The organism is Rhodococcus sp. NKCM2511, from assembly GCF_014905595.1.
GTDB lineage: Bacteria > Actinomycetota > Actinomycetes > Mycobacteriales > Mycobacteriaceae > Rhodococcoides > Rhodococcoides fascians.
Map to the genome: position 1 here is coordinate 3527559 of NZ_BNHJ02000001.1, position 17285 is coordinate 3544843.

The window sequence follows — 17285 nt, forward strand, 5'->3', positions numbered from 1 at the left end:
CAGGAATTGGTCACCGAGCTGGCCGACGTGACTTCACGCGAGAATGCCCTTGCTGCAACCAGACTCACGTTGCTGGCCGAGATCGACCGACGTGGACTAGCGATGAAACTGGGGCACTCGTCCGTCACCCGCTGGTACGCCCGAGCGGTTCGGATCACCGACGGATCCGCGGCCCGGCAGAACGCGCTGGGGTATTGGCTGTTCGATCACCCCTCCGTGCTCGACGCCCTCGCCGGCGGAGAAATCAACGCCGCGCACGCCGCAGCGATCGCCGAGGGATACGACGTCGTTCTGCTGGCCGACTCGACGTTGGGTCAGGACAGACGTGATGCAATCGTCGTAGAACTTCTCGACACCGCGTTGCGTAGCACCGCCGGCCAGGTTTCGTCCCGGGCCCAGGCATTGGCGCATGCCGCCGCGGACGACGCCCGAGCACGACACGAAGAAGCCGAGAAACAACGCCGCGAAGAGCAACGACAGCAGGAACGCGAGCGTCACGATCAGGAGCAGCGGGGAGATGATGCTGCGACCTCTACCGGCAGGCCGCCCGATCCGGAACCGCCTGCGCCCGAGCCTGTTCCGCCGCCTGCACCGCGACCGGTGGCAGAAAACCCGGCACTGAACCGATTCGATCTGCATGCTCTGGCCAACGGCCGCTTCCAGTTCGGTGGCGACATCGACCGACTGCTGGGGGAGAAGTTGCTCACCGCGCTGTCGGAGTTGACTGCGCCGCGGCCAGGTCCCGGCGGTGAACGTGATCCACGTAGCCCGTCGAAGCGGCGGGCCGATGCGCTCGATCAGATCCTGGACCGGCACCTGCGCGGTGGAAACCGCGGGTCGGCAGGCGGGTCGCGGGCGTCAGTGCACCTGATCGTTCCGCTGCGGGACCTGCTCGCCGACGACAAACGCCGGCCCGCAACTGCGGCAGGAGCTTCGACGGAAGAAACTGGGTTGGTCGGGACTTCCGCCGACGGTGCTGGTGCTGGTGCTGGCAGCGAGGTCGTCGGGAAGAAGTCTGCCTCCGAGCCGGCCAACCGAGATGCTCACGGCGGGGCCGGTGACGGTGGCGGTGGCGGTGGCGGTGGCGGTGGCGATGCTGGTACTGGGCAGAAGTCTGTCCCGGGGCCGGGTCACGCCGAATGGCCGTTCCACTTCGACTGGACCGGCCCGATCAGTCGCTCACTCGCCGAGCTGGTCACGTGCGATGCCGACCTGACGCCGGTCATCGTCGATGGCAACGGGGTGCCTCTCGCGCTGGGGCGGACCACGAGACTTGCCAGCGACGACCAGCGCATCGCGCTGACCATCCGCGACCGATGTTGCGTGATGTGCGGCCGCCCCGCGCAGTGGTGCCAGGCCCACCACATGAAATTCTGGGAACACGGCGGCAGAACCGATCTGAACAACCTGGCGTTGGTCTGCGGGGAGTGCCACCGCCTCGTCCACCACGGCGACTGGCATCTGTTCATGGGAGACGACGGTCACCCGTACGCCGTCCCACCCGAATCCGTCGACCCCAGAAGACAACCCATCCCCAGCTACCACCGACGAAAACGGCGGGCAGCCTGAGGACACGTGGACCGGCTCCGGCCTCCCGGTTATAGCTCTGTGGAAGATAATCCGTCTGGCAGTTGCCGAAGCTTTGGCGACCCTTCTGTTAGTCCGAATGAACGATGGTGCTGCGTTCGGTGAGACAGCCATACTCGATCCCGACGATATCCGGTTACAGATTTGAGGCGTCGTGGTCCCGAAATTGGCAAGCAATAACCAGTCTTTTGTATCTCGGAAGGGCTCGTTCATTGCAGCTGTTTTGACCACCACATTGGTCGTTCTTCAAATGGTGGGGATTGGCACCCCAGCCCTGGCGGCACCTGCCGAGCCGCCCCCCGTACTGGCGACGATGATTCAGGCCTGTCGTGATGCTGATGTTGTGCTGATCGCGGCGCGTGGGTCTGGCGAGGCTAGTGGCTCTTATCAGGGTCTGGGTTCGACAATGTGGTCTGCATATCGATCGATGCACGACGAGATGCAGAATAACGGCTTCGGTGGTCAGAATTTGCGGGCGGTAGCGGTTGTCTATGACGCGCAACCTGTCCACGCCCTCGCCTTCCAGCTGAATGGTCAGAACGCATTCTTTCGATCTATCAATGTTGGGGTCGATTATACAAAGACATTGCTGAACGACTACCGGTCTCGTCCTGAATGTGCAGGAAAAGGCCTCATGCTTGCAGGCTATTCGCAGGGAGCTATGGTGATGCACAGAGTCTTACACGACCAGCGAGCTATCTCAGGCGTAAATCTCTGGAGTCCGCTCCTCGTCGCAGATGGCGACCGGGTTAGTGGCGACTTCACGACGAGATTCGGAGGTGCCGCAGGCACACGATCTGGGGTTGGCCAGAATTTCACAGTTTTGGGAAGTGGTAGCCAGCCGCAGAAGTTCGCAATCCCTGATGTACGAGATGTGTGTGTTTCGGGCGATGCCGTGTGCGCACCTACGCTGGGTAAGCCCCCTACCTGGTGTATGAGCCTGTGCGCCCGGGCCTGGCAGGTTGGATCTCTTCTCGGTGGAGTGTCGATTCACACCAAGTACGCAGACTCTCCGCTGCTCGACCTCGCGGCGCGGGCAATACCGCGCTGAGAGTCCGTCAGAAGATCGGACCAATAGTCCGTGTTACAGAGTTGCAGGTATGGATTTGCGGTAGTGCGCCGCGATGTCGCCGGGGGTGGTAAACCAGACGCCGTCACTGTTATCGGTCATATGCTTCAGCGCCGCGCGGAACCGTCGAAGTCGGTAGGGCTGTCCGGTCAGGAACGTGTGCACGGAGACGGCGAGCACGACCGGTTGCCTCGCCGAGTTCTCCTTCAATTCGTCGAAGCTGCCGATGATGTTGTGCTCGAACGCCTCTGCGGTCTGATGGTGATGGACGAACATCGGTAGGTCGTTGATCTCGTGGGGATAGGGGACGCCGAGGAGTGGGCCGCCGCGGGTCCGAAGCCACACCGGCTGGTCGTCGACGGGCCAGTCCAAGGTGTACTCATACCCGCGCTCCGCGAGGAGGTCTTCGGTGACGCGGCTCGGATTCGCACCGGGGCTCATCCATCCTCGGGGCGGCGAACCTTCGTGGCGCTCGACAGCCGTCGTCACCTCATCGATCGATCGGCGTTCGGCGTCCTCGTCCAGATCGTTCGGTTGCACAGCGTTCGTTCGGCCGTGCGCGACGACTTCCGCACGCAAACCACGGAACGCCGCGGCCAGCTGCGGGCGTGCTCGTAGACTTCGGTGTTGATCAATAATGTCGGCCGAATTCCGCACTGCTGCAATGTCTCTGCGATACGGAAGCCGCCGACGCGATTGCCGTATTCACGCCAGCCCCAGTTGTACGTGTTGGGCTGGTCCATCGCGGGCGTGTAGCCGAGGCCGGGCGGTCCGTCGTCGTACGGAAAATGCTCGCAGTTGACCGCGACATACACCGCGAGGCGCGCGCCGCCCGGCCACTCGAACTGTGGCCGGTCCACGATGGGGGAGTACTCGAAGCGGCCGTGCGAGGGGAGAGGCATGGCCGGGGTATTGCCCGCTGCGAGTCGGCACAAACTGATGGTCTGTCGGACCGAGTCGCCGCGTCCAGCAGGTGTGCGGTGCGCGACTCCCATGGCTCGAACACATAGAACGCCACCGTCTCGTATCCACCCAGCGAGCCGAGTGCTTCATCGAGGGGCCGCCCTGCGGGCGAATCGACATCGTGGGCGGCTTTGTGAAAGAACTTAAAGTCAGGCTGGACTGTTTGTTGATTTGACGCTACTGTACGAAGTGTGACTACCGACACAGAGCTCAGCGACGGCGCGCCTACCCCGCGCCGCACGCAGGCCGAACGCACCGCGGGGACCCGCGCAAAGTTGCTCGATGCAGCCATCGAGTGCCTCGTCGAGCTGGGTTTCTCGAAGACCAGCACGCAGGAGATCGCGCGGCGTGCCGGAGTATCCCGTGGAGCGCAGCTGCACCACTTCCCGACCAAGGAGACGTTGGTGACCGCTGCCGTCGAGCATCTCGTCGACCGCCGCCTGTCCGAAATCTTGGAAGCCGAGCCCGATCCGGAACGCGGACCCGAGATCCTCGTCGACGCGTTCTCGGGCCCGCTGTTCTATGCCGCGCTCGAGCTGTGGGTCGCGGCACGTACCGATCCGGCTCTGCACGAGGCAATGGTTCCGCTCGAGCGCCGCGTCGCCGAGGCCATCCAGAGCGGCGCTCAGATCGTCATGGGTAGCCGCATGTCCACCGAGTCCATCGAGCTCAGCGTCGAGCTGGCACGCGGGCTCGCTGTATCGGCTCTGTTCCGTACCCCCGAAGCCGACGCGCAGCTGCGCGGACGGCTCCTCCCCGTCTGGTCCGAAAAGGTGATGGACTCGTGAATTCTGCACTGCCCCAACAAGTCGACGTGCTCGTCGTCGGAGCCGGTTTTGCCGGCCTCGCCGCGGTGGCGAAGATCCTCGCCGCCGATCCGAGTGCCGACGTGACCGTCATCGAGCGAGCGTCGGAGGTGGGCGGCACATGGCGGGACAACACTTACCCCGGGTGTGCGTGCGATGTCCCGACGTCGCTGTACTCGTTCTCGTTCGCGCCGAGCCCGAAGTGGAGTCACACCTTCGCGCGCCAACCGGAGCTGTTCGACTACCTCCAATCGGTGGTCGAGCGGCTGAACCTGCGGGATCGCATCGTCACCGATTGCGAACTGCTGTCGGCCGATTGGAGTGACACGGACCAGCGGTGGACCGTGCAGACCTCGAAGGGCGCGGCGAGCGTCAGAGTTCTCATAGCTGCCACCGGCGCACTGTCGACGCCGAAGATCCCCGACGTGCCGGGCATCGACACATTCCAGGGAACGGTGTTCCACTCCGCGACGTGGATCCACGAGCACGATCTCACCGGGGAGCGCGTCGCCGTGATCGGCACTGGAGCGTCGGCGGTGCAGTTCGTGCCCGAGATCGTCGACAAGGCCCAGCGGCTCACCGTCTTTCAGCGCACACCCGCCTGGGTGATCCCACGTCTGGACCGCACCATCGGCCGGGTCGAGCGGACTCTGTACGAGAAGGTCCCCGCGGCTCATCGCGCGGTTCGCGGCATCATCTACGGGTACCGCGAGGCATACGTGACCGTGCTGGCCGACAACCCGTGGATGTTGCCCGCCGTCAAGGCATTCGCGAAGGCCAATCTGAAGCGTCAGGTCAAGAACCCGACGAAGAGGGCGGCCCTCACACCCGACTACGCACCCGGCTGCAAACGTCTTCTGCTGTCCAATGATTGGCTGCGGACGCTGGATCGACAAGACGTCGACTTGGTGACATCGGGCCTGACGTCGGTGACCGAGAACGGCGTCGTCGACGCGTCGGGCCGCAACTACGAGGTGGACACCATCATCTTCGCGACGGGGTTCACCCCGACCGAACCGCCGGTGTCGCACTTGTTGCGCGGCAGCGATGGTCGTACTCTCGCGGAGCGCTGGGGCGGTAGCCCGCAGGCCCACCTGGGCACCACCGTCGCCGGGTTCCCGAACCTCTTCCTGATGTACGGCCCCAACACCAATCTCGGGCACAGTTCGATCGTCTACATGCTCGAGTCGCAGGCCAATTACGTCGTCTCGGCGCTCAGTGAGATGCGGGACCACCGGGCAACCGCCGTCGAGGTGTCCGAATCCGCTCAGCAGCAGCACAACTCGTGGGTCGACTCTTCTCTCGACGGCACAGTCTGGAATGCCGGCGGCTGCTCGAGCTGGTACCTCGACGCCAACGGACGTAACTCGACGATGTGGCCCACGTACACGTTCCGGTTCCGCAACAAGACGCGAACGTTCGACACCTCGAATTACCGACTCGTCTCCGACACCCGTGAATCAGACAAGAAGGCGGTTTCCGCATGAGCGACTACGACGTACTGATCATCGGCTCCGGGTTCGGCGGAAGCGTTGCCGCGCTGCGGGCCGTCGAGAAGGGCTACCGGGTGGCGGTGCTGGAATCCGGCCGACGGTTCGCCGATCACGAATTGCCCAAGACCAGTTGGCGTTTGCGTAAGTACCTGTGGGCTCCGGCGCTCGGCTGCTACGGCGTCCAACGTATCCATCTGTTGCCCGACGTGCTGGTGATGGCGGGGGCAGGCGTCGGCGGAGGCTCGCTCAACTACGCCAACACGCTGTACCAGCCGCCGACGAAGTTCTTCGAGGACCCGCAGTGGGGTGCCATCACGGACTGGAAGCGTGAGCTGAATCCGTACTACGACCAGGCGCGTCGGATGCTCGGGGTCGAGACGAACCCGACGATCACTGCCTCGGACAAGGTCATGAAGGAGGTCGCCGAGGACATGGGCGTGGGCGACACGTTCACCTCGACTCCGGTGGGCGTCTACTTCGGTGACCGTGGCAAGACCGCACCCGACCCGTTCTTCGGTGGTGCCGGTCCCGAGCGGACCGGGTGCACCGAGTGTGGTTCGTGCATGACGGGTTGCCGCGTCGGCGCGAAGAACACCCTCGTCAAGAATTACCTGTATCTCGCCGAACGTGCAGGCGCACACATCCTTCCGCTGACGACCGTCGTGGACGTCCGCCCGAACGGCAGCGGCTACGACGTCGTGACGCGCCGCACCGGCGGCAAGCTGCGCCGCAAGGAGAAGACGATCACCGCCGATCAGGTGGTCTTCTCGGCCGGCACCTACGGAACGCAGAAGCTCATGCTCGCCGCGAAGGAGAAGGGCTCGTTGCCGCGGCTGTCGAACAAGATCGGTTCGTTGGTACGTACCAACTCCGAGGCCGTACTGGCCGCAACGGCGCGCGGACGCGAGGTCGACTACCACGAGGGAGTGGCGATCACCTCGTCGTTCCACCCGGACGATCACACGCACATCGAACCGGTGCGATACGGCAAGGGCAGCAACGCGATCGGGCTGCTGCAAACCGTTCTCAGTGACGGCGGCGGCAAGGTGCCGCGGATTCTCAAGACGCTCGGAGTGGCGCTGCGTCACCCCGGCGCGGCGGCCCGCAGTCTGTCGGTCCACAGGTGGTCCGAACGCACCGTCATCGCTCTGGTGATGCAGACCGACGACAACTCCCTCGAGCTGGGCTCGAAGAAGGGGCCGTTCGGGCGTCGACTGACGAGTCGGCCCGGGGCGGGCGATCCGCCGCCGCAGTGGATTCCGCAGGGGCACACGGCCATCAGGTTGCTCGCCGACAAGATCGGCGGCGATCCGGGCGGGTCGATCGCCGAGATCGTCAACATTCCGATGACCGCGCACTTCCTCGGCGGCTGCGCCATCGGTGATTCACCGAACACCGGTGTGATCGACGGCTACCAGCGGGTGTACGGGTACGAGGGCTTGCACGTGCTCGACGGGTCTGCCGTCAGCGCCAACCTCGGCGTCAATCCGTCTCTGACCATCACCGCGCAGGCCGAGCGGGCAATGGCGTTGTGGCCCAACAAGGGTGAGCCGGACCGTAGGCCTGCCGTCGGCTCGGGTTATGTCGAGGTGGCACCGGTTCAACCGTCCAACCCGGTGGTGCCGGTGACCGCGCCGGGCGCGCTGCGCCTGCCGCTGACCGTCGTGGGGAGGGACTCCTGATGTGGAGCGTCGCCGAGTCGGAGACCGAGCGCACCGATTGGCCGGTCAGCCCCGCAGCGCCGTGGCCGGCGAACGTCCGGGCCACGATCTGGTGGCATCGCGCCCGGTCGTCGGATTTCGCGCCTGCCGGCGCGAAGACGTTGCCGATCACGATGTGCATGGTCGTCGACTACATGACGTCACCCGTCGGTCCCTACCGCGAGATACTGGCGAGCCCGGTGTTGCGCCGGGACGTCGGAAAGATTCCGCGGATGTCGGTGCCGTTCATCGCCGTCGATTCGGCGACGTCGGTGCACGGCGGTAGGACCAACTGGCATCTGCCCAAGGTGCTGGCCGAGTTCGACGGCGACGTGCTGAACAAGGCCGGGGTCAGCGGTGGGGACTGGTCGGTGCGGACCGGCTCCCGCGGCTTCGGGCCCGCATTTCCGATGCGCGGATCGATCGGGTTCGCGCAGCCGGTGCCCGGCGGATCGGCTCTGGGCGTCGCGAGCTTGAAGGGGAAAGCCAGGTTGGCCCGGGTGGAGGTGGATGCGTCGGGGCCGACGCTCGATCGCTGGATGCCGTCGGGCACGTATTTCGGGTTGCAGATCGTGTCGGGTTCGATGCGGACGGGCGAAGCGCGGCTGGTGCCGTGACGGCAATCCTTTTCTTGACTTAGTACAGATTGATGGCATGCTGGTGGTCGAGCTCGAGGGTTTATGCCGCGTGAGTACGGGCATTCCCCATGAGAATCCGGCCGCGCCCTCGGCCGCACAGATTTCGTCCGGGACAGCCCTCTCGGACTCTCTACAGCCATCAGGAGGCTTCGTATGACCAAGCCGACCACCAGCAAGCCCACCACCAGCAACTCGGGAATCCCCGTAGCCAGCGACGATCAGTCGCTCACCGCCGGCGCACAGGGCCCGATCCTGCTGCACGATCACTACCTGATCGAAAAGATGGCGCAGTTCAACCGCGAGCGAGTCCCGGAGCGCGTCGTGCATGCCAAGGGCGCGGGCGCGTTCGGCGAGCTCGAGATCACCGGTGACATCAGCAAGTACACCAAGGCGAAGGCGTTGCAGCCCGGCGCGAAGACCGAGATGCTGGCACGGTTCTCCACCGTCGCCGGCGAGCAGGGTAGCCCCGACACCTGGCGTGATCCGCGCGGCTTCTCGTTGAAGTTCTACACCGAGGAAGGCAACTGGGACCTCGTCGGCAACAACACGCCGATCTTTTTCGTCAAGGATCCGATCAAGTTCCAGGACTTCATCCGCAGCCAGAAGCGCATGCCCGATTCCGGTCTGCGTGACAACAACATGCAGTGGGACTTCTGGACCCTCTCGCCCGAGTCGGCGCACCAGGTCACGTGGCTCATGGGTGACCGCGGCATCCCGAAGTCGTTCCGCCACATGGACGGTTTCGGTTCGCACACGTACCAGCTCATCGCCGAGGACGGCACGAAGACCTGGGTGAAGTTCCACTTCAAGACCGATCAGGGCATCGATTTCCTGACGCAGGACAAGGCCGACGAGGTTGCGGGTACGTCACCCGACCACCACCGTCAGGATCTGTTCGGGTCCATCAAAAACGGCGACTTCCCCAGTTGGACCCTCAAGGTCCAGCTCATGCCGTACGACGAGGCCGAGAACTACAAGTACAACCCGTTCGACCTTACCAAGGTCTGGTCGCAGAAGGACTACCCGCTCATCGAGGTCGGCAAGATGACCTTGAACCGCAACCCGGAGAACTTCTTCGCTCAGATCGAGCAGAGCTCGTTCGAGCCGTCCAACACCGTGCCCGGCATCGGCTTCAGCCCCGACAAGATGTTGCTCGGCCGCGTGTTCTCCTACGCGGACGCGCACCGGTACCGCATCGGAGCGAACTACGCGCAGTTGCCGGTCAACGCCCCGAAGTCCGAGGTCAACTCGTACTCCAAGGACGGCAACATGCGGTACTCGTTCAACTCTCCGGAGACGCCCGTCTACGCGCCGAACTCCTTCGGCGGTCCGTCGGCGGACACGAACAAATACGGCGACGACGGAGCGTGGGACTTCGAGCCTCGCTTCGTCCGCACCGGCTACATCGAGCACCCCGAGGACGGCGACTTCGTGCAAGCGGGAGCCCTGGTCCGTGAGGTCATGGACGACGCGCAGCGCGAGCGTCTGGTCGGAAACATCGTCGGACACGTCCTCAACGGCGTCAGCGAGCCGGTTCTGAGCCGGGTGTTCGAGTATTGGACCAACGTCGACCCCGAGCTCGGCAAGAAGGTCGAGGAAGGTGTTCGGTCGCAGCAGAACGAGACCGCTCCCACCACCGGTGCCGGCGCGATCGACGATCCTGCTGACGAGGCCGCCAAGGTCTGATCCGTCCGTTCCTGGGATCGGCGTCACAACGACGCCGATTCCGGAACAACCGGCGCGATGCTGCCGTTGTGCAATACAGACGGAAGCACAATAATGGCGTGCGATGCACACCGTCGTACAACGGCAGGGAGGCCACATCATGACGAACCCCATCACCAGCACCCTCGACGCAGGTCAGCAGAAGATCGCGGGCGACGCTCTGCAGGGCACCGTCGTCGACCTGATCGATCTCTCGCTCATCGCGAAGCAGGCGCACTGGAACGTGATCGGCAAGAACTTCCGGTCCGTGCACCTCGAGCTCGACGAATTGGTCACTGCTGCACGTGAATTCACCGATCAGGCGGCCGAGCGCGCCACCGCGATCGGTGTCAGCCCGGACGGCCGGGCAGCCACCGTCTCCTCGACGGCCGGAACCAAGGGCTTCGGTGCCGGGTGGACCCAGGACAGCGAAGTGGTGCCGGCCGTCGTCGACAACATCGCTGCCGTCGTCGACCGGCTGCGTGGACGCGTCGCTGATACCGCGGAAGCCGACCCGGTGACGCAGGACCTGCTCATCGCCATCACTGCTCGGCTCGAGCAGCTGCACTGGATGTGGCAGGCCCAGGCCAGCTGAAACCTGAATTCGATGCGGGCCCCTCACCGGTGGTGAGGGGCCCGCTTTGTTTGCGTGTACAGCCCATGGGTATTCGTACGCCCATGTCTGAAAGTGGTCCGAAGGTCGACGCGGTGTTGTTCGATATCGACGGCACGCTCGTCGATTCCAATTACGTCCATGTCGACGCGTGGTCCCGCGCGTTCCGCGATGCCGGGCACGAGGTGTCGTCGTGGCGTATTCATCGCAGTATCGGGATGGACGGGTCGAAGTTGCTGGAGGCGTTGGTCGGTTCGCCCGACAGCGCGCTCGCGCAGGAAGCAAAAACCCTGCACGGGGAGTATTACGCGGCGGCGTCGAAGACCTTGGAAATCCTACCGGGTGCACGGGAGCTGTTGACAGAGCTGAACACTCGCGAGGTCACCGTGGTGCTCGCGACGTCCGCGCCGGAGTCCGAGCTGTCGACGTTGCGTGATCTGCTCGAGGTAGAGGATTCTGTGGCGGTGGTGACATCCGGCGAGGACGCCGAGGTGGCAAAGCCGGAGCCCGACATCATCGGTGTTGCGCTCGAGCGCGCCGGCGTCGACGCCGACAGCGCGGTCATGGTGGGAGACAGCGTGTGGGACATCGAATCCGCCGGTCGAGCAGGGGTGCGGGCCATCGGCGTGTTGAGCGGCGGCATCTCACGCGCAGAGCTGCTCGACGCGGGTGCGGTGGCAGTGTTCGACGACCCGGCCGATCTGCTGGAACACCTCGCCGAGAGCCCGATCCTTGCCGACAAGGCAAGTGCTTGAGCAACTTCCGAAAGCCTTGTCCGAGGGTCGACGGGTACGTCCCCATCGAAAGTTACGGCGCGATCGGTGACGGTCGAACCGTCGCCATGATCGCCGACGACGGCCGCATCGATTGGTTCCCGGTACCGAATCTCGATTCACCACCGCCGTTCGCCTCGCTGCTCGACGCCCCGCACGGTGGGTACATCGAACTGACGCCCAGAGACGAGTTCACCGTCGAGCGCGAATTCGTGCCCGGCACAAACGTTCTGACCACCACGTTCCGCACCGACAGCGGTACCGTCCGAATCACCGACTCGCTCAACACCGGTGTGGCCGGGCGATTGCCGTGGGTGGAGTTGGCGCGCCGCATCGACGGACTGGACGGAACAGTGGACATGACGTGGTCCGTCGCACCGGGCACGATGCTCGGTATCGCGTCGCCGTGGGCGTACGACACCGAGCACGGAACCGTCCTGCGCGTCGACGGATTGACGCTGGCAGTCCGGACTTTGGGGATCGAAGATGTGCAGCTCGCGGATCGCGACATCAGCGGCGTCTTCACCACGCGCTCGGGTTCGCGTCACGTCATCGGTGTGGTCGGAACCGAGAACGAGCCACTGCCGCTGCCGGATCCTCAGCACCTCGACGAGGGCATCGACCGGACCATCGACAATTGGCGCGTCTGGTCGGACGAGTTCTCGTACGAGGGCCCGTGGGCGAAGCACGTCGCTCGCAGCGCGTTGGCGTTGAAGCTGTTGCTGCACAGCCCATCCGGTGCCATCGCGGCGGCAGCGACCACGTCACTGCCCGAGAATCGCACAGGTGGCAAGAACTGGGACTACCGGTACGCCTGGGTTCGGGACGCCGCGTACACCATTCGGGCGCTGCAACGGTTCGGTCTGCGTGAGGAAATCCATGCTGCGGTCGCGTGGCTGCTGAAGGTCATTCGAGTCAACGATCCGTTGGTGAACGTGTTCTACACCCTCGGCGGCGAATTGCCGGGCGGCACAGAGCAGCCCGACGTGCCCGGCTGGCGCGGCATCGGACCGGTGGTCAACGGCAACGCCGCGGCGGACCAACTCCAGCTGATGATCTTCGGAGACCTGTTCTCGATCATTCGGCAGTACGTGGACGCGGGCAACATCCTCGACGCGCAGACCGGTCGGCTGTTGGCGACCATCGCGGACGAGGCCTGCGACTCGTGGCAGCGCAAGGATGCCGGTATCTGGGAGCTCGAGGTGGAGCAGCACTACACGAGCTCCAAGCTCGGGTGCTGGCAGGCACTGGACTGCGCGGTGCACCTGGCCGAAGCCGGGGAGATCCCGGGCATACCGGATCGGTGGAAAGCCGAGAAGGAGTGCATACGGCGGTACATCGAAACCGAGTGCTGGTCCGAGGAGCGGCAGACCTACCTCGCGTACCCGGGTGCCGACGGGCTCGACGCGTCGGTGCTGCTGGCAGCCGAGATGAATTTCGATCGCGGAGAACGTATTTCGGCCACGATCGATGCGCTCGGTGAAGAGCTCGGTGCCGGGCCCCTGATGTACCGCTACAGCGGAGTGTCCGAAGAAGAGGTCACGTTCGTGGCCTGCGCGTTCTGGCGAGTATCGGCGCTGTCGTGCGTCGGCCGAGACGACGAGGCCACGGCCCTGATGGACCAGTTGGTGGAAATGTCCAACGACGTCGGGCTGTACAGCGAGATGATCGATGCTTCGGATGGGTCGTTTCTGGGTAACTTCCCGCAGGGCTTGAGCCACCTGGCCCTGGTGAATGCGGCGTTGACCATCGCGCGTTCGCACGACGCCACAGCCTGACAACCGACCTCTAGCGCAAAGTGGGATCGAATGGATTTGGGAATCGACGGTAGAGCCGCACTCGTGACCGGAGCCGACTCCGGCATCGGGTGGCACACTGCGAAGCTGCTGCTGGCCGAAGGCGTCCGTGTGGTCGTCAGCGACAAGGACCAGAGTTCGCTGGACGAAGCCGCCGCGAAACTCGGTGCAGCAGAAGGACAGGTGTTCGCGTTCGCCGCGGACGTGACCGACACCGAGGCCGTCGAGAACCTGGCAGTGCGCACGCAGCAGGCCGTGGGCGACATCGACATTCTGGTGCAGTCCTCCGGCGTCACCGGCGCGCAGGGGCTGTTCCACGAGATCGACGAGGAAGGGTGGCGCTCCACCCTCGACATCGACCTCATGGGCCCGGTCCGCCTACTGCGCGCGTTTCTCCCCGCCCTCCGGCGCGGTGGATGGGGGCGCATCGTGCTGTTGACGTCCGAGGACGCCGTGCAGCCGTACGACGACGAATTGCCCTACTGCTCGGCCAAAGCCGGAGTTCTGGCCCTGGCCAAGGGGCTTTCGCGCAGCTACGCGTCGGAGGGCCTGCTGGTCAACGCGGTCTCCCCGGCATTCATTCACACCCCGATGACCGACGCGATGATGGACAAGCGAGCCGAAGAGAAGGGCACCGACAGAGACGGTGCCATCGGGAGCTTCCTCGACGAGGAGCGCCCGTACATGGAACTGGGACGCCGCGGCGAACCCGAGGAAGTGGCCTCGGTGATCACGTTCCTGTGCTCGGACCGCGCGTCCTTCGTCAACGGATCCAACTACCGAGTCGACGCCGGTTCCGTCGCAACAATTTAGGAGAACAGCATGACCAATTTCGGATACACGTTGATGACCGAGCAGAGCGGTCCCAAAGAGCTGGTGAAGTACGCCGTCGGAGCCGAGAAGGTCGGCTTCGACTTCGAGGTCAGCAGTGACCACTACTCGCCGTGGCTCTCGTCCATGGGCCACTCTCCTTACGCGTGGACCACTTTGGGTGCGGTCGCGCAGGCCACGGAGCGCGTCGAGTTGATGACGTACGTGACGTGCCCGATCATCCGGTACCACCCGGCCGTCGTCGCCCAGAAGGCGGCGACATTGCAGATCCTGGCCGACGGACGTTTCACCCTCGGCCTCGGCAGCGGCGAGAACCTCAACGAGCACGTCGTGGGTGAAGGCTGGCCGTCCATCGACAAGCGACAGGACATGTTCGTCGAGGCACTCGAGATCATCCGCGCACTGCACGCCGGTGGCCTGGTCACCTACGAGGGCAAGCACTTTCGCGTCGACTCGGCTCGGATCTGGGACCTGCCCGAGGGCGGCGTCCCGATCGGCATCGCAGCCGGCGGCGAGAAGGCCGTGGCGAGGTTCGCCGAGTACGGCGATCACCTCATCGCCACTGAGCCGGATGCGGATCTCGTCAAGGCGTGGTCGGACAACCACGAGGGACCGGCGCGCTCCATCGGCCAGATCCCCATTTCGTGGGACCCCGACAAGGACGCAGCCATCGATCGCGCACACGACCGTTTCCGCTGGTTCGCCGGCGGTTGGGCCGTCAACGCCGATCTGCCGACGACGGCCGGTTTCGCCGGTGCGACGAAGTTCGTCAGGAAAGAGGATGTGGCCGACACGATCCCGTGCGGACCGGACCTGGACGCCATCGTCGAGGCCGTGAAGCCGTACTGGGAGGCCGGTTACACCGACATCGCGCTGGTGCAGGTGGGCGACGAAACTCAGGAGCGCTTCCTGGCCGAGGCGGCCGGCCCACTGTTGGAGAAGCTGCGCGCTGCGTCCAGCTGAGCACACACGAGAAGACCCCGATCGAGACCATCGATCGGGGTCTTGTCGTTGTGCGGCAGTGCTACCGAGCCAAGCGCGGCAGGTTCTTCGAGATGCTCGACGTCAGTGCCTTGCCGACGATCGCGGCGAGACCGGGGATCGGGGCGTCGAATCCAATTGTGTAGTCGAGTTCGGTACCGCCGTCAGTGGTGGGGGTCAGCTTCTGCACACCCCAATGACCGCGTAGCGGGCCACCTTTGGTGATGCGGTACTCGATGAGGGTGTTCGGCTCCGAGACGGTGGTGGTCTCCTCGAACGCGGGGAGTGGCCCCAGCTTCAGGCTACGAGCCGATCCGACGCCGTTGCGGGAGGTGTCTCCGTCGCGCACCCGGCGGATCTTGGCCAGGAACAACGGGCCGAGGTTCTCGTGTTCGGACAGCGCCGCGAAGACGACGTCGGGAGACGAAGCGAACCGATGGGTGACATGAACGCGGGTGGGGGTCGGCATGCCTCACAGTAGCGCCGATCAGGCAAAGAAAAGGGACCCGCTCGACTGAATCGAGTGGGTCCCTTTTCGTGGTCCAACTGTCGGGGTGGCGGGATTCGAACCCACGACCTCTTCGTCCCGAACGAAGCGCGCTACCAAGCTGCGCCACACCCCGTGTACCGCTGGAGAAGTCTAACTCACGACTGCCTCAGAACGCGAAACGCCCTCGTCGGAGACGTCCTTGGGGCCCTTTCTGGGGGCAGGAGTGAGCGTGATCAGGGTTGCTTCGGGGCGGCAGCAGAAGCGGGCAGGCGCGTATGGCGAGGTCCCGAGACCGGCCGACACGTGGAGCTGAGTGTGCGCGCCCCACTTGGACGGTCCTTTGACCCGGGAGCGATCGATCTCGCAGTTCGTCACCAGCGCACCGTAGAACGGCAGGCACAGCTGGCCGCCGTGGGTGTGCCCGGCGAGGACGAGGTCGTAACCGTCCTGCGCGAACTTGTCCAACACCCGGGGCTCGGGGGAGTGGGTGATGCCGAGGCGCAAATCTGCCAACGGGTTCGGCTGGCCGGCGATGGTGTCGTAGCGATCGCGCTTCAGGTGCGGATCGTCGACGCCCGCCGATGCGATCCGGACGCCGGCGACTTCGAGTTCGCGGCGGACATGCGTCACGTCGAGCCAGCCGCGTTCGGAGAACGCAGCCCGCAGGTCACGCCACGGCAGCGACTCGCCCGTCGTGCGCTTGTGGTTCTTGTCGAAGTACTTGAAGGGGTTCTTCGGCTTGGGCGCGAAGTAGTCGTTGCTGCCGAACACGAACAGCCCTGGACGCGACAGCAGCGGCCCGAGAGCCTGCACGACGCTGGGGACAGCGCGTTGGTGCGACAGATTGTCGCCGGTGTTGACCACGAGGTCGGGTTCGAGGCGGTCCAGTTCGCGGAGCCAGTTCTGCTTCATCCGCTGGCCCGGCATCATGTGCAGGTCGCTGATGTGCAGTACTCGCAGCGTCGCGGAGCCGGGTTCGAGCACCGCCATCGACGTCTCACGGAGCGTGAACGCGTTGCGCTCGACGAGGGTGGCGTAGCCGATGCCCAAGGCCGCAGCACCCGCCGTCCCGATCACCGAGCTCTTGAGCGGTGCCGCTCTGACGACGTCGCGCGTGTGCTCGGCAACCGACCGCAGTTGCGTGGAGGCACTGCGTAGTTGCGTGGAGGCACTGCGTAGTTGCGCCGAGGTTGGCAGTAACGAGGAACTGATGTGAACGGCCACCCAGTCCACGATACGGCAGCAAGCCGATATGGACGCGCGAGCCGACGGCTGGGCCGCGTAGCGTTTCTGCCATGTCCGAACTCAAGGCCCGTATCCGAACCGACCTGACCACAGCGATGAAAGCGAAGGACAAGCTCCGGCTGGCAACGCTGCGCATGATCCTCGCCGCCATTCAGACCGAGGAGGTCTCCGGCAAGGAGGCCCACGAGCTGACCGACGACGACGTCCTGAAGGTGCTGGCGAAGGAATCGAAGAAGCGCGGCGAATCGGCCGAGATCTACACGCAGAACGGTCGCGGTGAACTCGCCGCCAACGAGCACGCCGAGGCGCAGATCATCAACGAGTACCTGCCCACTCCGCTGACCGACGAGGAACTGGCCACCATCGTCGACACCGCCATCGCCCAGGTTGCCGAAGAATTGGACGAGCGACCGGCCATGAAGCAGATGGGTCAGGTCATGAAGATCGCGTCGGGACTCGCTGCCGGTAAGGCCGATGGATCCCGCCTGTCGAAGGCCGTCAAAGACCGTTTGTGACCACCCATGTGAGTGGAACCTCGTGACGGGTTCACGTGGTCGTCGCAACGAGCAGTCGTTTGTTGTACTCCTCGAGTGGAG

At 64.7% G+C, this 17285-nt stretch carries 17 protein-coding genes and 1 tRNA gene; 13 read left to right on the top strand and 5 right to left on the bottom strand.

The window, feature by feature from the left end; all coding sequences use genetic code 11:
- The first annotated feature begins 27 nt into the window (after nucleotides 1-27).
- Nucleotides 28-1569 carry an HNH endonuclease signature motif containing protein gene (locus JLZ96_RS16510; RefSeq protein ID WP_236254028.1) on the top strand — a complete coding sequence of 514 codons (1542 nt, stop codon included), beginning with the start codon at nucleotides 28-30 and terminating at the stop codon, nucleotides 1567-1569.
- 172 nt (nucleotides 1570-1741) lie between these two features.
- Nucleotides 1742-2638: a cutinase family protein gene (locus JLZ96_RS16515; RefSeq protein ID WP_201010606.1), complete on the top strand. Its 897-nt coding sequence runs from the start codon at nucleotides 1742-1744 to the stop codon at nucleotides 2636-2638.
- A 33-nt stretch (nucleotides 2639-2671) separates the two neighbouring features.
- Here JLZ96_RS16515 and JLZ96_RS16520 read toward each other — a convergent pair whose 3' ends face one another.
- Together JLZ96_RS16520 and JLZ96_RS16525 are read right to left on the bottom strand one after the other, a co-directional pair.
- Nucleotides 2672-3196, bottom strand: coding sequence for a hypothetical protein (locus JLZ96_RS16520; protein ID WP_201010607.1), 525 nt, complete (start codon nucleotides 3194-3196; stop codon nucleotides 2672-2674).
- Nucleotides 3142-3558, bottom strand: a complete 417-nt coding sequence (locus JLZ96_RS16525) for a hypothetical protein (protein WP_201010608.1) — start codon at nucleotides 3556-3558, stop codon at nucleotides 3142-3144. Before JLZ96_RS16525 ends, JLZ96_RS16520 begins: the two co-directional genes overlap by 55 nt.
- Before the next feature lie 252 nt (nucleotides 3559-3810).
- On the opposite strand from JLZ96_RS16525, the gene JLZ96_RS16530 reads away from it, so the two are divergent.
- From JLZ96_RS16530 to JLZ96_RS16575, 10 genes are all read left to right on the top strand, one after another.
- Nucleotides 3811-4407 (top strand): TetR/AcrR family transcriptional regulator, encoded by a 597-nt coding sequence (locus JLZ96_RS16530; protein WP_027494515.1) that lies wholly within the window; start codon nucleotides 3811-3813, stop codon nucleotides 4405-4407.
- Entirely contained in the window at nucleotides 4404-5912 is a 1509-nt protein-coding gene (locus JLZ96_RS16535) for an NAD(P)/FAD-dependent oxidoreductase (protein WP_236254030.1), read from the top strand. Before JLZ96_RS16530 ends, JLZ96_RS16535 begins: the two co-directional genes overlap by 4 nt.
- Complete coding sequence (locus JLZ96_RS16540; protein ID WP_032373786.1) at nucleotides 5909-7600, top strand: GMC oxidoreductase; 1692 nt, start codon at nucleotides 5909-5911, stop codon at nucleotides 7598-7600. Before JLZ96_RS16535 ends, JLZ96_RS16540 begins: the two co-directional genes overlap by 4 nt.
- Nucleotides 7600-8235, top strand: a complete 636-nt coding sequence (locus JLZ96_RS16545) for a hypothetical protein (RefSeq protein ID WP_027494512.1) — start codon at nucleotides 7600-7602, stop codon at nucleotides 8233-8235. The genes JLZ96_RS16540 and JLZ96_RS16545 overlap by 1 nt, the downstream gene beginning before the upstream one ends.
- A gap of 174 nt (nucleotides 8236-8409) precedes the next feature.
- Nucleotides 8410-9942, top strand: coding sequence for a catalase (locus JLZ96_RS16550; RefSeq protein WP_027494511.1), 1533 nt, complete (start codon nucleotides 8410-8412; stop codon nucleotides 9940-9942).
- A gap of 139 nt (nucleotides 9943-10081) precedes the next feature.
- On the top strand, nucleotides 10082-10555 hold the full coding sequence (locus JLZ96_RS16555) for a Dps family protein (RefSeq protein ID WP_201010609.1): 474 nt from the start codon (nucleotides 10082-10084) through the stop codon (nucleotides 10553-10555).
- A gap of 83 nt (nucleotides 10556-10638) precedes the next feature.
- Nucleotides 10639-11328: an HAD family hydrolase gene (locus tag JLZ96_RS16560; protein ID WP_201010610.1), complete on the top strand. Its 690-nt coding sequence runs from the start codon at nucleotides 10639-10641 to the stop codon at nucleotides 11326-11328.
- Entirely contained in the window at nucleotides 11325-13124 is a 1800-nt protein-coding gene (locus JLZ96_RS16565) for a glycoside hydrolase family 15 protein (RefSeq protein ID WP_048316748.1), read from the top strand. Before JLZ96_RS16560 ends, JLZ96_RS16565 begins: the two co-directional genes overlap by 4 nt.
- A 30-nt stretch (nucleotides 13125-13154) precedes the next feature.
- Nucleotides 13155-13955 carry an SDR family NAD(P)-dependent oxidoreductase gene (locus JLZ96_RS16570; RefSeq protein ID WP_201010611.1) on the top strand — a complete coding sequence of 267 codons (801 nt, stop codon included), beginning with the start codon at nucleotides 13155-13157 and terminating at the stop codon, nucleotides 13953-13955.
- A 9-nt stretch (nucleotides 13956-13964) separates the two neighbouring features.
- On the top strand, nucleotides 13965-14936 hold the full coding sequence (locus JLZ96_RS16575) for an LLM class F420-dependent oxidoreductase (RefSeq protein ID WP_027494506.1): 972 nt from the start codon (nucleotides 13965-13967) through the stop codon (nucleotides 14934-14936).
- Between the two features lie 61 nt (nucleotides 14937-14997).
- Here JLZ96_RS16575 and JLZ96_RS16580 read toward each other — a convergent pair whose 3' ends face one another.
- The 3 genes from JLZ96_RS16580 to JLZ96_RS16590 form a co-directional block, all read right to left on the bottom strand.
- Nucleotides 14998-15423: an SRPBCC family protein gene (locus JLZ96_RS16580; RefSeq protein ID WP_027494505.1), complete on the bottom strand. Its 426-nt coding sequence runs from the start codon at nucleotides 15421-15423 to the stop codon at nucleotides 14998-15000.
- 80 nt (nucleotides 15424-15503) lie between these two features.
- Nucleotides 15504-15577, bottom strand: a tRNA-Pro gene (locus JLZ96_RS16585).
- Nucleotides 15578-15594: 17 nt separating this feature from the next.
- Nucleotides 15595-16521, bottom strand: coding sequence for a metallophosphoesterase (locus JLZ96_RS16590; protein ID WP_228139376.1), 927 nt, complete (start codon nucleotides 16519-16521; stop codon nucleotides 15595-15597).
- 218 nt (nucleotides 16522-16739) lie between these two features.
- On the opposite strand from JLZ96_RS16590, the gene JLZ96_RS16595 reads away from it, so the two are divergent.
- A complete protein-coding gene (locus tag JLZ96_RS16595) occupies nucleotides 16740-17204 on the top strand; it encodes a GatB/YqeY domain-containing protein (RefSeq protein WP_201010613.1) in 465 nt (154 codons plus the stop codon).
- Nucleotides 17205-17285: the final 81 nt, after the last annotated feature.

Excerpts from the sequence above, each read along its gene's own strand:
- JLZ96_RS16525 (WP_201010608.1), bottom strand. The coding sequence starts at position 3,558 with ATGCCTCTCCCCTCGCACGGCCGCTTCGAGTACTCCCCCATCGTGGAC.
- JLZ96_RS16540 (WP_032373786.1), top strand. The coding sequence starts at position 5,909 with ATGAGCGACTACGACGTACTGATCATCGGCTCCGGGTTCGGCGGAAGC.
- JLZ96_RS16545 (WP_027494512.1), top strand. The coding sequence starts at position 7,600 with ATGTGGAGCGTCGCCGAGTCGGAGACCGAGCGCACCGATTGGCCGGTC.
- JLZ96_RS16550 (WP_027494511.1), top strand. The coding sequence starts at position 8,410 with ATGACCAAGCCGACCACCAGCAAGCCCACCACCAGCAACTCGGGAATC.
- JLZ96_RS16555 (WP_201010609.1), top strand. The coding sequence starts at position 10,082 with ATGACGAACCCCATCACCAGCACCCTCGACGCAGGTCAGCAGAAGATC.
- JLZ96_RS16560 (WP_201010610.1), top strand. The coding sequence starts at position 10,639 with ATGTCTGAAAGTGGTCCGAAGGTCGACGCGGTGTTGTTCGATATCGAC.
- JLZ96_RS16570 (WP_201010611.1), top strand. The coding sequence starts at position 13,155 with ATGGATTTGGGAATCGACGGTAGAGCCGCACTCGTGACCGGAGCCGAC.
- JLZ96_RS16575 (WP_027494506.1), top strand. The coding sequence starts at position 13,965 with ATGACCAATTTCGGATACACGTTGATGACCGAGCAGAGCGGTCCCAAA.
- JLZ96_RS16580 (WP_027494505.1), bottom strand. The coding sequence starts at position 15,423 with ATGCCGACCCCCACCCGCGTTCATGTCACCCATCGGTTCGCTTCGTCT.
- JLZ96_RS16595 (WP_201010613.1), top strand. The coding sequence starts at position 16,740 with ATGTCCGAACTCAAGGCCCGTATCCGAACCGACCTGACCACAGCGATG.